This is a genomic window from Methylobacterium sp. UNCCL125 (assembly GCF_900116795.1).
GTDB lineage: Bacteria > Pseudomonadota > Alphaproteobacteria > Rhizobiales > Beijerinckiaceae > Methylobacterium > Methylobacterium fujisawaense.
Window position 1 is genome coordinate 1 of sequence record NZ_FPBW01000014.1, and the last position, 14,844, is coordinate 14,844.

Below are 14,844 nucleotides of genomic sequence, written 5' to 3' on the forward strand. Positions count from 1 at the left end.
CGTGCGCGACGCCATCCCGGCTCCCCATCGCCTGGCCAAGGCCGAGTTCGCGACGATCCGCCTGCGCCTGCTCAAGCTTGGGGCTCGCATCCACGAGACCACTGCCCGTGTTCGTCTCGCCTTCGCCGCCGCCTGTCCCGAGGCCGACTTGCTGCGCCATATCGCGGGCGCACTCGCCCCAGCGCCAGCCTGAACCACGGGGCGTGATGCCCCATCGACACCGCTCCCGTCCCTCCAGCGCCGACAGCACAACCAGATCCATACGCGTCAGGACAGACGCACGATCCCGCTCGCCTTCAGCTCAAAACACGTCGCCAGCCAAACCCTGGTGAATAAAGCGGGCTAAGACACGGATCTATGTGCGATAGACTGCTAGTCGTTGTCGATTTGACGCCCGAGCAGCGCGATCGCCTTCTCGTAGACCGGGGCCGCGTTCCAGCCCTGGATCGCCGCGAAGTTCGGCTCGCCGGGCTGGTAGCCGGCGCCGGCCCGCCAGCCATGGGCCTTGAGGAAGTTCGCGGTCGACGACAGGGCCGCCCCGACATTGTTGAGGTCGCCGGTGCCGTAGGTGAGCACGTTCTTCGGCAGGAACTGCGTGTGGCCGACCTCGCCATGCGCCGCGCCGCGGGTGCTCGGGGTGAGCAGGCCGCGATCGACGAGGGTCAAGGCGGCGTAGAGCTGATCCGTGAAGTATTCGGAGCGGCGGCAATCATAGGCGAGCGTCGCCACCGCCGAGAGCGTATTGACGTTGCCGCGCACGGCGCCGAAGCCGGTCTCCATGCCCCAGATCGCTAGGAGCGGTCCCGGCGGGACGCCGTAACGCTGCTCGATGGACTCGAAGAGGGCAGCGTTCTGCCGCTTCAGGGCGCGTCCGCGGGACACGATGGTCGGGCCGCCGCGCTTGGCGAGGAATTGCTCAAGCGACAGCTTGAAGCTGTGCTGTCCGCGATCCGCCGAGATCGTGGCGGTGGAATAGGTGGTGTTCTGCAATGCCGCGAGGCTGGCAGCGCTGGCCCGGCCGCGCGCCTCCTCGGCAAACTGCCGCTTCCACGCATCGAACCCGGCCGCTGTGTTGCCGCACTGCGCAGCCTGCACCTGCCCGGCGCTGAGGGCGATCCCGGCAAAGGCCGCGACCGCGATGGTCTGACGCCGCAAATTCTCGATCACGCGAAACACTCCTTCGGCGCGTCCTCGCGCCCTGTCCTGCTGGCGATACCGGGCCACATCTGGTCGATAAGAGGGCGAGAAGATGTCGAAGGGGCGACCTTCACCTTTCTCGCCCTCAAATCATTGCGCATCCGCGGATCTCCGACGAGAGCGCGGTGGCTGCGGGTTGGCGGCATCGTGAATGCCGCGTTTTCAGGCGTAGCCACCGCTTGAGAGGCGCGAGCCACGGTTCAAAGAACAGGCATTGGGCGGATCGCATTCCTGGCGTCGGTCGAAGATGTTCCGTCTGGATCATCGCTATTTTGCCAACGAAATTAGGATTGGCTCGCGCCGTTGATGATACTGTCACAACGCTGTCAAACGACGGACATAGCTTTGCCGGCGGAAAGACTTCTGCGGAGGGGCGGCGTGGGGTCGATGATTGTCGGTGTGGCTCGGCATGAACCAAGAGTCCGCCACCCGCATTTGCGCTCCTCCTGATCGGCCGATGCTGTCTCGCAAAGCTTGCGGTCGATCGGGCCAGGGCGCAGGCGGTCGCGCATCCTCCGCCTGCGGAGCAGCCGGTCCGAACCCGCGCTGACACGAATTCGATCCCGAACGCACGACCGAAATCCGCAACACCGGCGGTCAGACCAAGACCGCCCCTGCGCCGACCTTGCCGACATCGAGACAGGATGCTCATGGCCATCGGAATGCACGATACCGGTTCCTCGCGTCCGGCGAAGCTCGGTCCCGATCTCGACCGCGACGGAGTCGCCAAGGCCTATGGCCGTTGGGCGCCGGTCTACGATCTGGTCTTCGGGCCCGTCTTCGCGCAGGGCCGGACCCTGGCAGCGGCGGCCGCGGAACGGATCGGCGGCCGGATCCTGGAGGTCGGGGTCGGAACGGGTCTGTCCCTGCCCGCCTACCGGCACGCCCGCAGCATCGTCGGGATCGATATCTCGGCGCCCATGCTCGAGAAGGCGCGCCAACGGGTGGCGCGGCTGCGCCTGCGCAATGTCGAGCGTCTCGCCGTGATGGACGCGGAGCATCTCGACTTCGCCGACGCGTCCTTCGACGTGGTGGTGGCGCAGTACGTCGTCACGGCGGTGCCCAATCCCGAGGCGGCGCTGGACGAGTTCGCCCGGGTGCTCCGCCCCGGCGGCGAGATCGTGATCACCACCCGGATCGGTGCCGAGTCGGGCCTTCGGCGCGTCGTCGAGCACGCCCTCGCGCCGGTGACGAGCCGCCTCGGCTGGCGGACCGAGTTCGCCTGGGAGCGCTATGCCGCCTGGGCCGTGACTGCACCCGTGGAGATCGTCGAGCGCCGGGCGCTCCCGCCCCTCGGCCACTTCTCCCTCCTCCGCCTGCGCAAGCGCGACGCCTGAGGGCGCCTCACCTCCGACCAGCCCACCCAAATCCGAGCGGGGACGAACACCATGGCGAGTTTTCTGGATGCGCTGCGCGTGCAGCGCTGGGACGATCATCGATACTACCACCACAACCGCATCAACCAGAGCCTGCACGTCGTCAGCGCGATCAGTTTTCTGGTCGCCTATGCCCTGGCGTTCAAGGATCCGGCCACGGCGGCGTTGATCGGTTGGCTCGTGGCGATGACCTCCCGGCAGGCCGGCCACCTCTTCTTCGAGCCGAAGGGCTACGACCACATCAACGACGCGACGCACGAGCACAAGGAAGAGATCAAGGTCGGCTACAACCTGCAACGCAAGGTCGTCCTCCTGGCGATCTGGGCCCTGTCGCCTCTGCCGCTCTATTTCGACCCGAGCCTGTTCGGATTGATCTCACCGCACCAGACCACCGCGGACCTGATCCGCAACGTGGGCTGGATCTGGCTGTGGCTGGCGCTGGCCGGGCTGCTGTTCCGAATGGTGCAACTCTTCATCCTGCGCGACGTGCAGACCGGTCTCGTCTGGGTCGCCAAGATCCTTACGGACCCGTTTCACGACATCAAGCTCTACCATAAGGCGCCGCTCGCGCTGCTGCACGGCGAACTGGTCGAGGAGCAGGAGCCGCACGAGCGCGGGGCCTAGGGCTGGATCCCGCGCCGAGCGTGCGGCTCGGCGCCCCGGATCAGTCGTGATCCGGGGCGCGCAGGCCCAGCCGGGTGCCGAGCCTGCCCAGGCGCACCGCCGCGACCTCCCGCAGGATTGACCGGCGGATCGCCTTGTCGCTGGGGGCGCCACCCTCCCACCACCCATCCGACCGCATCGCCTGCGCCGCCGCCACGAAGCGCGTCGCCACGGCGTCGAAGGCCGCGTCGTCGTAGGCGAGGCTGAAGATCAACCGGCCGGTCCCGACCCACGACAGGGCCAATCCCTCCGCGCGCAGGTAGAATTGCAGCATCCAGTTGTAGCGCGACGGCTTGGTGTACAGGACCGTCCACACCGTCGACATGTTGGCGACCCGCACCGGCAGGTCGGCGTCCGCCAGCAGGGCGTTGAGGCGCCGCGCCCGCCCGTCCCAGGTCGCGTCGAGGTCGGCATAGAGGACAGCGACCGCTGGGGTGTCCAGCCGTTCGAGGAACGCGCCCATGGCGCCCATCACGTAGGGATGGGCATTGAAGGTCCCGCGGGCGAAGCAGATGTCGACCGGACGATCGTCCCGGTAGCGGCGCATCAGGTCGGCGCGCCCGCACAGGACGCCGACGGGCAGCCCGCCACCGAGCGTCTTGCCGTAGGTGACCATGTCGGCACGCACGCCGAAATACTCCTGCGCGCCGCCGCGGGCGAGGCGGAAGCCGAGGAAGACCTCGTCGAGGATCATCACGATCCCTCGGGCGCTGCACACCGCCCGCAGGTCGTGGAGCCACTTGGTGTAGGCGGCGCGGTCGAAGGACGCCCTGCGACCGCTGTCCACCAGCGCGGAATCGGCCGGCGCGCCGGCATTCGGATGCAGGGCCTGGAGCGGGTTGACGAGGACGCAGGCGACGTCGCGGCGGGTGGCGAGCACCCGCAGCGTCCGCTCCGACATGTCGGCCAGGGTGAGCGTGTCGCGGGTCGGGACCGGGTTGCCGATGCCCGGCTGCACCTCGCCCCACCAGCCGTGATAGGCGCCGCAGAGCCGGACGATCCGGCGCCGGCCGGTGTGGTAGCGGGCAAGTCGGACCGCCTGCATCACCGCCTCGGTGCCCGACATGTGGAACGAGACCTCGTCGAGTCCCGAGATCGCCTTCAGCCGCGCGACGTTGCCGGAGACGACCGGGTGCAGCGGCCCGAGCACGGGGCCGAGCGCCGCGACGCGGGTGGCGCCCTCCTCCAGACAGGCGCGGTAGAAATCGACGCCGAACAGATTCACGCCGTAGGAGCCGGCGAGGTCGTAGAACACGTTGCCGTCGAGATCCGTGACGGTCACGCCCGCGGCCGACGCCGCGAAGGCGCCGGTCCCCAGATGCGCGCGCACGTGGCGGGCATACTGGAACGGCACCCGGTACAGCCCGGTGAATTGCAGATCCGAGAGACCGTCGCGCACCGCCTCGGTCTCGGCCCGCGTCCGGGCGAAGCGTGTCCGGAACCGGTCGGAGAGCCCGGCGAAACCCGCCTCGCGGCGCAGAGCCACCGCTTCGTCCGGTTCGTCCGACCGGAAGAAGGCGCGCTCCGAATAGGCGTAGTGCGGGATCAGCCCGGCGACGCGCCGGGCCATGCGGGCATGGCCGGTGAGCGAACGGTGCTTCGCCCGCGACAATTGCAGGCGCCCTGCCGCGCGCGGCAGGGCGAGAACCGCGGCAGCGGCGGTGGCGGACAGGGTGATGAGGAGCGCGGACATCGCCCCGCGCCCTATCGGAGACGGTTCACGGCATGATGACGGTTGCCCGATCCCGGTTGCGGGCGGTCCTGGCGCGGGTCGGCGCGCAGGAGGATCTCAATTTCCTTTTGACGAACCGCCTTCCGCGCCGGTTCGCCACCCGGTTCATGGGCCGGTTCAGCCGGATCGAACAGCCCCTGGTGCGCGACCTCTCGATCGCGACGTGGCGGTTGTTCTGCGACGTCGATCTCCGCGACGCCGAGGAGACGCGCTTTCCCAGCCTTCACGCCGCCTTCGTGCGCGCCCTACGCCCGGGCGCCCGGCCGGTTGCCCCCGATCCCGCAGTGCTCACCAGCCCCAGCGACGCGATCCTGGGCGCCCATGGCCGCATCGAAGCGGGACGCCTGTTTCAGATCAAGGGCCTGTCCTATCCGCTCGCCGATTTGCTCGGCGGCGACGTCACGCTGGCGCGCGCCCATGAAGGCGGCTGTTATGCCACCCTGCGGCTGACGGCCGGGATGTACCATCGGTTTCACGCGCCGCACGATCTGCGCGTCGAGTCGGTCCGGCACATTTGGGGCGATACCTGGAACGTGAATCCGATCGCGTTGAAGCGTGTCGAGGCGCTGTTCTGCCGGAACGAGCGCGCGATCCTGCGCCTGCGCCTCGCGGAAGGCGGCCATGCCGTGACCCTGGTGCCCGTGGCGGCCATCCTCGTGGCGGGCTTACGCCTCGGCTTCTTGCCCGAAGGGCTTGCCCTGCGCGAGACCGGGGGGCGGACCTTGCCCAGCGCCGCGCATCTGGCGAAGGGCGCGGAGATGGGCTGGTTCGAGCACGGCTCCACCATCGTGGTGCTGGCACCGCCGGGCTTCACGCTCTGTCCGGAACTCTCCGTGGGGTCGCGTCTGCGCGTCGGCGAGCCCCTGATGCGCCTTCCGGAGCCGCCCATCCGCTGACGATCTGCGCCGCCCTCGCCCGCACCTTTCGCGCCGGGCTGGAGAAGCCGCGCCTTGCCGACCCGGCACGCTCTGCGATGCGCTTCACTGGGGACTCACACGGCCCCGATCAGCACGCGACGGGCAGGATGCGCCGGCGCTGCCCACCACGTGCGCGCGCCTCCCGGCTCGGCAGAGGCCGGACCGTGCTGTACCGCGCCATCACACAGGCTGTGTCATTTCTCGGCAAAGCTTGTCCTGATTTGAGGGATCCCCACAGGGAGTGCTCTCAAATGAGCTTGGCCCAAAGCACACGGAACTCTGTCCTTACAGATCCATGCTTACAGAGAAGTTTGACCTTGTTCGCGAACGGCCCCTCACGTCCGCTCAGCCTCGCGTTTCCGCGTTCTCGACCGACTGCGGCTTCCTCAATGGCTCGGAGGATAACAGATTGCCCTCGTCTCACCGTCACGCCGGCACAGTTTTTCGGATTGAGGCGGCTGTACTACAGCCTGGTTCCGGAAACGAGTCTGCGCAGCACAGCCCGCAGTAGATCCGACAACCCGCCTTGGTGCAAGCTAACATGAGAATTTGTTTTGATTTCTGTTACTCCCCGAGGGGCGGCCTCATTTAAGTTTATCTCGATTTGTAGGGAACGTGGTCCGCCTGCTCCCTAGACCCGACATGCCCAGGCGCGGATGCCTGGTCCAACCCTTGGAAACAGAGGCCGGCATCAAACCCGATGCCGGCTCGATCATAGGGCCGATGGGTCCAGACCGCACCCTTAGTGTGATCTGCGGACCGGGCCATGCCCTTCGGGTTTCCGTACTTTCTTTTCGGAATGGCCGCGAGGATACCACCGGCCCCCAACGCCGGGGTGGGCATCCGGTCGAGCGCCCAGATCGGTCAGGCCCGCGAAGGCGTCCTGGCGGTCGGCTCGGCTGGCTTCGCCGATACAGTCGCTGCGGTCCTCACGTGGTCGGATCGGCCGCTCCACGATGATCTGGACGGCGGCCCGGCACGCACGAGGAAGCCGCCTCGGGACGAGGCGAGCCGGACGGCTAGGACAGCCGAGGCAGACTATCAGGAAAGCGTGTCCCGATTTGCGGCCCTGCCAATGGTATGCACTCAAGAGAGCTTGTCCCGATTGTCAGGGAATCCTGTCCTCACGCCCGGGATGTGCTTGAACCCGATGGCCTCCGCAGAGGGGCGCCCGTGACCGCGCGCCCCTCTGCGGACATGATGATCCCCGTGTCGGGCTTGAGCCAGGACCGCTGGCCGGGACGAAACCTTTTCGATTTCGCGGCCTGATCGGGCATCCACTCCCCGGAATTGCCGCGCGCAGGAATGCTCTCCGCTTTCGACGGGCAGGGCGCCACCCACGTCGGACGGGGTCTGCGGAGAGCGGGGAGCGTTTGCGAGGCGGTCGTCGAGCTCCCTGCCCTCTTCCCTCGTCGAGGTCACGAAATCGGGGACCGCGGGTCGAAGCACCGGTCCGGGGCGAGCACAGTCCCGACGCCGTCGGTAATCAAGGCCGTTTCAGCTCGCCGCGCTCAGGTCCCTTGCCCTCCTGAGCACGCCGACCATGGCTGGTGCGATGTCCGTCGAGCGAGTGACCGAGGCACCCCCGCCGGGAACAAGATCCAGGTCGTGGCGGCGACCGAGCGCCGTGGGCTCGCTCATGAGGCGCCGGCACAGCAATTCCGCCAACGACGGATCCTCGACGGCACAGACGATCTGCCGGCCCGACCGCTGCAGGGCCGACAGGACCTCGACCAAGTGCAAGGCCCGGAAATCATCGATGTGCTGGACCGGGTCGTCGAGCATGAGCGTCCGCCAATTGCACCACGGCCGGGACAGGTGAACGGAGAGGAGGAAGGCCAGCCCGGCCGCACGCCTCTGCCCGCTGCTGAACACGAATTGCGGGTTCAAGCCGTTGCCGACCCGCAGGCTCAGGAAACGCCTGACGTCGCCGCGTATGCCGTAATCGATGGTCCGCCACTCGGAATGCGGGCGAAGCCGCTGGTACAGCTCGTTCAGCAGCGGGCTGATAACCGCCAGGCGCTCGTCGATGATCTCGGCATTCGTCCTGCGGACCGTACGGTCCAGCGTCCGGGCGGTCGTCACCGCAGCGTGGGCGCGCGCGAGCCGGTCGCTCGCGTCGTCGGCCTCTGCCCGAAGCGCTTCGAGGCGCGCTTCGAGCTCCGTTACGCGTTCCACCGCCTGCGAAGCTTCCAAGGTGAGGATGCTCCGTTCCAGGTCGATCAACCGACTCCGTTCGGCCTCCACCACCTCCTCCAGGGCCTCTGGGTCGTAGGCCAGCTCTCCATCCAGGGAACGTCGCACGAGCTCGGCCGAAAGCGCCTCTTCCCGGGCTTCCAGCTCGGCTTGGGCGGACGCGAGGCGATGGACGACCGTCTCGGCCTGCTTCAGGATCTCGCCGGCATCCTCGACCCGGGTTCGGGCCGCCGCGACCTCGCCTCGCGCCTCCGGCACTGCCGACCGCCGGGCGGCGAGGCGCTGGCGCGCGGATGCGAGCCCCGTCTCGAACTCGGGGGCGCCCTGCGGCGCGCGGCATAGCGGGCAACGGTCGTCATGCAGGCCGATCCGGCTGCCGTGATCGACCAGGATCGCGAGCGACGCGGCGAGGCCGTCGCTTTCCTGTTCCCGGTCCAGGCGCGCCTCGGCGGCCTGCAGCTGGCGGCGGGCTTCCTGGACCGCGACCTCGGCTTCGGCCACCGCCACCGCGTCCCGGCCTGCGCTGTCGCCCTGTCGCGCGACCGTGTCGCGCAATGCGGCCACCGCGCGAGCCTCGTCGGCGACCCATCCCATCTCGCCGAGGTTCGACCGGCGCCTGGCCAGCGTCTTCCGAGCTGCCGCGACCCGAGCTCCCAGGTCGGGGCCGGCCCCAGGCGTAAGCTCGTCCAGGGTGGCAAGGACGGCCGCGACGTCCCCGGCCTGCAGGGCGACGTCCCGGATCTGCTCCAAGTCGGTCAGCGCCGCGGTCAGACGTGCGCGCGCCTCCTCATAGGCCTGCGCGACGGCATTGTGTACGGCCTCGGCGGAGGACAGGGCCTCGCGAGCCTTGGCGGCGTAATCCGGACCCTCGATGGCGCCCAGCGCCGCGCGCACGAACTCGAACCGTTGCGTTTCCGTTAGGTCGAGGCTGAGCGCAGCGATCCATTCGTCGCGAATGATGGATGTCCTGCAGACCTGCTGGAGGGCCCGCTCGGGCTTCGCGCCCGGAACGCAGAGCATCGCCTCGATGCGTGCCGCGTCCCGGTCTGCGCCGGTCTCGCGCGAGCGCGTCACCGCGAAGCCGCTCCCGTCATCGGCGCGGAATCCCACGGTGACGAAGTGCGCCTCCGGCTGGCCTTCGCCGCGCCACCAGACGTAGTCGTCGAGGCTTTCCTTCGCCGCCTTGTCGACGAGGTATTTGTCGATTTGGCCGGTGAGGGCGAACTCGACCGCGTCGCACAGCGTGCTCTTCCCGACGCCGTTGCGTCCGCAGATCACGGTGAAGCCAGTGCCGAAATCCACCCGTTGGCGCTCCAGGAAGCCCCGGAAGCCGCACAGTTCGAGGTAGTCGAGCCTCATGGCGCATCCACCAGGATGCGCGCCACCTCGGAAGCGCTCGCCGCGCCCAGGAACGCGGCCACCGCGTCGTCCGGCAGGTCGCTCAACCGCGCCCGCAGACGGGCCCGGTAATCGGCCCCGCCGATCTCGGGTGCGCTGAGAACCGGCAGGAGGGGCAACAACGTTCTTCGCAAATCGGCGACCGTGCGCAAGTCGCCGCGCGCGATCTTTCGGGTCATGGAGAAGTCCTCCTCGATCCGCTCGATCTGCCGCGCGAGGGCCGGTTCGGAGCCGCAAGCCAGGAACAAGGCGTAAACGTTCCAGGCCTTTGTGCCTGCAGAGCGCAACGAGGCCGCATGCCGGCCGAGCGTGGTCTGCTGGATTTGCTGCCAATCGGCGAGCAGGCTCTCGCCGCTCGCGAAGACGTGCAGGAATCCGACGACCGCCGCGTTCTCGAAGCAGACGACCGGCACGCTGCCGCCCGGCCAGGTCCAAGTCTCATAGCCTGCCGACCGGAGGAGCACCTCGGACTGGGTCGCTATGTCCATCACACTTCGAGCTCCCTGCGGGCGGCGGGAAGGTCGAGCCATGCCGCGGAGGCGCTCGGCCGGATTATGTCGCCCGGTCGCCCTTCCCGAACGACGTTCAACGGCAGGCCGACGTCGGTGGCTCCGGCGCAGACCACGATGTCGGCGACCTCGAACGGCGTCTCCCTGAACCGGTCCTGCACCGTCTGGAGCAGCATGCCCGAGCCGTTCACGACCCTGATCCGGCGGCCCGCGAGATCATAGCCGACGGGGGTCTGGCTGGCACCGGCACGCCGCAGCAACAGGTGCGCGTAGCCCAGGACCTCGGACGGCCCCGGGTTCCGCAAGGTCGCCGCGGCGGTGGCCGGCACGCCCTCGGCGTCCCGTCGAAGGTCGTAGAGTTCCTCGCTGCCCAGGTCGGGCGGATCGAGCCAGCCCGCCTCGCACTCCGCCCCGAGCTCGCTCTCCAACGCGGCGCGCCCGGCGTGCAGGACCTTGCGCAGGTACGCCTGGGAGAACGCCCTCCGGAGTTCGTCCAGGACTTCGGCCCCCGAACGCTGAACATGCGTGAACCGGACGTTCTCCGAATTGGCCAGGGTCCAGAGTTCGGGCGCCTTGGCCTGCAGGACGTCCTCGGGCGCCAGGTCGACCAGCGTCACCGACAGCGGCGCGACGCCCGTCAATGCCTCGGCGAGAACGGTGTTGAGATAGGACCAATCCGACCAGAAGCCGACGACGAGCAGGTCGCTCTCGCGGAGGTGGTGGGCCATCCACGTCTTCGTCTTCTCGATGCGCGCGGCGATCACCCGGTCCTCGGTGAGCTGTGAGGCCGTCCAGACCGTGGCGCGCCGCTCGCGGACGGAGCAGCCATGAAACTTGAGCAGGGGCGCGTGCTTGCGGGCCTGGACCTTTGCCTCGTCGCCGTCGAGGGAGGCGAGGAGATCGAACCCGTATTCCTGCGCGCGGCGCTCGATCAGGGTGTCGTAATTCGCCGACACGACACCGGCGGCCAAGCGCGTGATCAGGAAGTCCGCCACCGCGGCGTGCCCGACGTTGGGCGGCCGGACGAAATCCTCCCAGGGCACGAGAGCGTCGATGAAGACCGACCCGAGCATGTCCTCCTTGGCGAAGATCTCCGCCAGGGACTCCAGGTCGCCGCGCAGTTCCTGCGGGCACGCCGGATCGATGCTCATGACATAGCGGTCGTAGCACCTGGCGGCCACGGTCCAGGCCGACGGCAGGGAACTCGGCGGCGCCATCGACAGGCCGGCGCCGCAGAGGAGGACGAGGCGCCCGGCTTCCATGGAGGCGAGCAATCGCGCACGAACCGCCGCGTCCAAACCGCCCCCCTTCGTCCGCCGGATCTTCGCCAAGGCGATAGACCGGAGGCACGCCTAAGGTAAAGCAAGGTGATCCGGCTTCCCGTTGCCCGCCCCTAGGGTTCACCGGTGCGTCGCACCCTGGAAGTCTCGCCGGCATAGGTGCGCGTGGCCGCCGGGGCGATGGGAAGGTTCGAGGCGTCTCATCCCGGGCCAGCATACGAACACGTGCTGGTGCGTCATGCCTGACCTGGAGGCCCGCCAGACCAACGTCGGGAAGATCCGGCTGCGGTTTCCTTACGGCAGCGTGAGTTGCACCGCGTGCGGAGCTTTGGCGGGTAGGCCGTACAACTCGCCCATCCGAGCGACGAACTCGGTCTGACCTCCGTAGCTGGGGTGCCGGACCCGCTCGGCCGCCATACCCAAGTCCGCCAACGCCGCCTCGGCATCCCTCCCGATGGCGACCAGGACCCGGGGCCGCAATTCCGACACCAGCCATTCGAGGAGGTGGCGGGACGCCTGCCGTTCCCGGCGAGTGTGGCAGCGATTGGACAGCGGGTCGCCCGACGCGTGCGGATGGAGCGGGAAGACGTTCCAGAGGAAGATCGGACGTCGCAGGTCCCGGAGAACCTGCCAGATCACCGTCGCCGTGCGCTCGGTCATCGCGGGGCCGCGGGTTGCCCGCGCCAGCGGCAATTGACCGTAGAGGCCGGCATGGGCGGAGAGGTGGGCCTCGTCCGTGAGCGCCAGGCCCGTGCGCCGCCCGCCACGGTACCCGAGGTCGCGCGCGATCCAGATCGAGTCGACGCCTCCGGCGAGGGCCGCCTCCAGCACGAGGCGCAGGTTCTCACGCCGGACCTGGGGCGCACCGACGCCGTCGTGGTCCGGGCAGGCCTCGGCGTAGGGGTTGAAGGTGTCGATGAAGCGAAGCGCCGCGAGGGCCTCGATGAAGGCGCCAGGTGTCATGTCGGCAGGTCCTCGACCAGCATCTTCCGCCCGACCAGATCGAGCCGAAGGCGCCCGCGGCGCTTCTCCCGCAAGAAACGAAACGCTTCGTTACCGGCGAGGATGGCCTCTTCCCAAAGCCAGAGCGGGCAGGCCTCGACCTCGTAGCCGCGCACGAATTGCCTCACCGATTTCAGGAAGGCGAAGCTCAGGTCGCCCGGGCGCTGTCCTTCGAAGAAGCCGAGCTGCTTCGCCTCACCGAAGACGAACGTCGCCACGCCCTCCTCGATCAGGATCGCGCGCGCTCCGTCCTGCCCCTCGTCGACGCGGGCCTCGCTTTTCCTCTTCAGGCGGAACAGCGCGCGCGTCACCGGCGACCAGCCGAGGACGGCGGCGTAGGCATAGTGGAAGGCGTCGTGGAACCGGTAATCGTCCGGCTTCATGATGTTGTCGGTCAGGCGGTCGCCGATGAAGATGCCGTTGCATCGCTGCACGACGTACCGCCTGTCGTTCCCGCCGGTGCGCTCGAAGATGTCGATGGTCAACGCGCGGGGCAGGCGCTCTTCGTCCGGGAACGCCTCGTCGAACAGCGGCGGGGCGACGCGCGTCGCCGGCCAACGGTCCTCGGCCTTCGCGAGGTTGCGCATGGCGGCCTGCTCCAGGGTGACGCCGGCCTCGTTCGCGGCCGCGACGAGAAGGCCGAACACTGCGGAGAGACGCTCCAGGAGGTCCGGGCTTCCCGCGAGGTCGCCCCGCGCCCCCAGCGCGGCCAGCCGGCCGACGGCCCCGGCCAGCTGTAGCAGGGTGTGCTCGAAGGCGACGGTCGGGACGTGCAAAGGCAAGGCACGCTGCGGCTGCAGGTCCGCGAAGGTCGGCTCGGGTCCCCCGGCGAGGTCCCGGCCGGCGAGATCCCCCAAGCGCAGCCCGGCGTGATCGGCGATCACCGCCAGGTACCAGAGCGCGTCGCCCATCTCCTCGACGACGCTCGCCTCGTAGCCGAGATAGGACCGCGCGTCGCGCTGCTTCTTCTTGGTCTCGCTCAGCAGGCTGCCCGTCTCGCCGAAGAGGCCGAGCACGGCCAGGTCGAGGCCGGTGCCCTTCCCTCGCGTCCGGTCCGTCCGGACCGCCCCGGCTTGATAACCGTTCAGGCTAAGCGGCACCGTATCCATGTCCCCTCCCCGCTCCCGGTTGGCCTATCCTCAGGTTGCCATCGTCGGACCTTTCCGGCGCTCAGTCCAGGGTTGCCTGTACCCACACACGCTCCGGACGCACCCTTGCCATACCGACCGCGGCTGACCACCTAAGCTTTACTGAGCCAGGCTCCCGGGCGGAATGCGCGACGGAAGGACCTGGGCACCGGGGAGAAGCCGCACATGCCGAAGGTTTGCGTGCTCGGTCCTGTCGACGACGAGGAACGCACGGCCCTGCTCAAGCTCTTGGCCGAGGCGGGCTGCGAGGTCGTGGACGAGGAGGTCGCCGCCGTCGAGCCCGACGAAGGGGACGACGACGAGGAGGAAGACGGCGAGCACGTCGAGGATCCCGTTGCACCGGAAGACGACGAGCCCGCGCCCGCGGATGACGAGGCCCCGGCCGGTCACGCCGAGACGCCGGACGAGGACTTGGGGGTGATTGTGCTGTCTCCCGATTGCCTCGCGGACGAGGAGCTGGGGCGCGTGATGCAGCGGGCCGCCGCCCAGGGTCGTCGCGTGATCGGGATCTGGCCTCCTGGAACCCAGGACGAAACGCTGCCGCGCGCGTTCGAGGATTACGGCGGGGATACCGTTCCCTGGGATGCGGGCAGCCTGCGGGGCGCCCTACCGCGGAGGAACGCGAAGCCCGAGTGGTTGAAGCCCGACGCCCAGCCGCGGGCGGAGCGCCAGACCAAGCGGAACAAGTGCTGAGGCCGGCGTGCGCGTCCACTCCTACGTGATCGACCACGACCTCGGGTTCGCGCCCAATCCGTTTCACCGGGTGTGCACGCTGAGCGCGTGCAAACCGCTGATCCGGCAGCACGCGAGCGTCGGGGACTTCGTGGTCGGGACCGGCTCGATCCCGAACGGGATCAAGGACCGTGTCGTCTACTGGATGCGGGTCGACGAGATCCTCACCTTCGACCGGTACTGGGACGACGCTCGCTTCGGCGCCAAGCGACCCGTGATGTCCGGCAGCCGCATGCAGATCTACGGCGACAACATCTATCGCCGCTTGGCCGACGGCACCTTCGTCCAGGCCGATTCCTTCCATAGCGAGCCGGGGGGCGTCACCAGCCTGCCGAACCTGGTGCGCGACACCGGTCGGACGGACCGGGTGCTTCTCGGGCGCGAATACGCTTACTGGGGCGGGTCGGGCCCGCTGGTCCCCCAGGAACTGCGCGATCTCGTGCACAGCACGCAGGGCCATCGAAACCAGTTCACGCCCGAGCGGGTGAGCGCCTTCGTGACATGGCTCCGCGGCATGCCGGGCCGCGGCTTCCTGGGTCGGCCGGCGAACTGGCCAGCCTGAGAGCCGAGCGCCCCGGCGGCCCCACCGCCGGCGAGGACGGCCGGCGAACCCGGCCACGAGGCCATGGGCGTGACCCGCGGCGAGGTGGCCTCACCCCGGTCCTTCGGCGACATCGACGCCGCGCGCCGGCTG

The 14,844-nt window shown here is 68.8% G+C and carries 13 protein-coding genes; 6 read left to right on the forward strand and 7 right to left on the reverse strand.

Annotated features, from left to right (window positions below; genetic code table 11):
* Positions 1 to 193 (forward strand): transposase (locus BM396_RS15380; RefSeq protein ID WP_210187138.1); only part of this gene is annotated, 193 nt, incomplete at its 5' end.
* A gap of 179 nt (positions 194 to 372) precedes the next feature.
* Here the strand turns inward: BM396_RS15380 and BM396_RS15385 are convergent.
* Positions 373 to 1,167: a lytic murein transglycosylase gene (locus tag BM396_RS15385; RefSeq protein ID WP_043380860.1), complete on the reverse strand. Its 795-nt coding sequence runs from the start codon at positions 1,165 to 1,167 to the stop codon at positions 373 to 375.
* 680 nt (positions 1,168 to 1,847) lie between these two features.
* On the opposite strand from BM396_RS15385, the gene BM396_RS15390 reads away from it, so the two are divergent.
* Both BM396_RS15390 and BM396_RS15395 read left to right on the forward strand, forming a co-directional pair.
* The gene (locus tag BM396_RS15390) at positions 1,848 to 2,534 is read left to right on the forward strand and encodes a class I SAM-dependent methyltransferase (protein WP_043380861.1); all 687 of its coding nucleotides are present in this window, start codon (positions 1,848 to 1,850) and stop codon (positions 2,532 to 2,534) included.
* A gap of 51 nt (positions 2,535 to 2,585) precedes the next feature.
* Positions 2,586 to 3,197 carry a membrane protein gene (locus BM396_RS15395; protein ID WP_043380864.1) on the forward strand — a complete coding sequence of 204 codons (612 nt, stop codon included), beginning with the start codon at positions 2,586 to 2,588 and terminating at the stop codon, positions 3,195 to 3,197.
* 40 nt (positions 3,198 to 3,237) lie between these two features.
* Here the strand turns inward: BM396_RS15395 and BM396_RS15400 are convergent, their stop codons facing one another.
* Positions 3,238 to 4,929: an aminotransferase class III-fold pyridoxal phosphate-dependent enzyme gene (locus tag BM396_RS15400; RefSeq protein WP_043380866.1), complete on the reverse strand. Its 1,692-nt coding sequence runs from the start codon at positions 4,927 to 4,929 to the stop codon at positions 3,238 to 3,240.
* 32 nt (positions 4,930 to 4,961) lie between these two features.
* Between BM396_RS15400 and asd the strand changes: the two genes are divergently transcribed.
* Entirely contained in the window at positions 4,962 to 5,864 is a 903-nt protein-coding gene (gene asd / locus BM396_RS15405) for an archaetidylserine decarboxylase (protein ID WP_043380867.1), read from the forward strand.
* Between the two features lie 1,518 nt (positions 5,865 to 7,382).
* Here asd and BM396_RS15410 read toward each other — a convergent pair.
* The 5 genes from BM396_RS15410 to BM396_RS15430 form a co-directional block, all read right to left on the reverse strand.
* Positions 7,383 to 9,440, reverse strand: coding sequence for an ATP-binding protein (locus tag BM396_RS15410; RefSeq protein WP_007565629.1), 2,058 nt, complete (start codon positions 9,438 to 9,440; stop codon positions 7,383 to 7,385).
* On the reverse strand, positions 9,437 to 9,892 hold the full coding sequence (locus tag BM396_RS15415; RefSeq protein ID WP_230364976.1) for a hypothetical protein: 456 nt from the start codon (positions 9,890 to 9,892) through the stop codon (positions 9,437 to 9,439). Before BM396_RS15415 ends, BM396_RS15410 begins: the two co-directional genes overlap by 4 nt.
* Before the next feature lie 74 nt (positions 9,893 to 9,966).
* Positions 9,967 to 11,250: an SIR2 family protein gene (locus BM396_RS15420; RefSeq protein WP_007565626.1), complete on the reverse strand. Its 1,284-nt coding sequence runs from the start codon at positions 11,248 to 11,250 to the stop codon at positions 9,967 to 9,969.
* Positions 11,251 to 11,562: 312 nt separating this feature from the next.
* Positions 11,563 to 12,231, reverse strand: coding sequence for a uracil-DNA glycosylase (locus BM396_RS15425; RefSeq protein WP_007565624.1), 669 nt, complete (start codon positions 12,229 to 12,231; stop codon positions 11,563 to 11,565).
* Positions 12,228 to 13,379, reverse strand: a complete 1,152-nt coding sequence (locus BM396_RS15430; protein ID WP_007565623.1) for a nucleoside triphosphate pyrophosphohydrolase family protein — start codon at positions 13,377 to 13,379, stop codon at positions 12,228 to 12,230. Before BM396_RS15430 ends, BM396_RS15425 begins: the two co-directional genes overlap by 4 nt.
* Positions 13,380 to 13,583: 204 nt before the next feature.
* On the opposite strand from BM396_RS15430, the gene BM396_RS15435 reads away from it, so the two are divergent.
* Positions 13,584 to 14,111: a hypothetical protein gene (locus BM396_RS15435; protein WP_007565621.1), complete on the forward strand. Its 528-nt coding sequence runs from the start codon at positions 13,584 to 13,586 to the stop codon at positions 14,109 to 14,111.
* Between the two features lie 7 nt (positions 14,112 to 14,118).
* A complete protein-coding gene (locus BM396_RS15440; RefSeq protein WP_007565619.1) occupies positions 14,119 to 14,712 on the forward strand; it encodes an Nmad2 family putative nucleotide modification protein in 594 nt (197 codons plus the stop codon).
* The last annotated feature ends 132 nt before the right edge of the window (positions 14,713 to 14,844 follow it).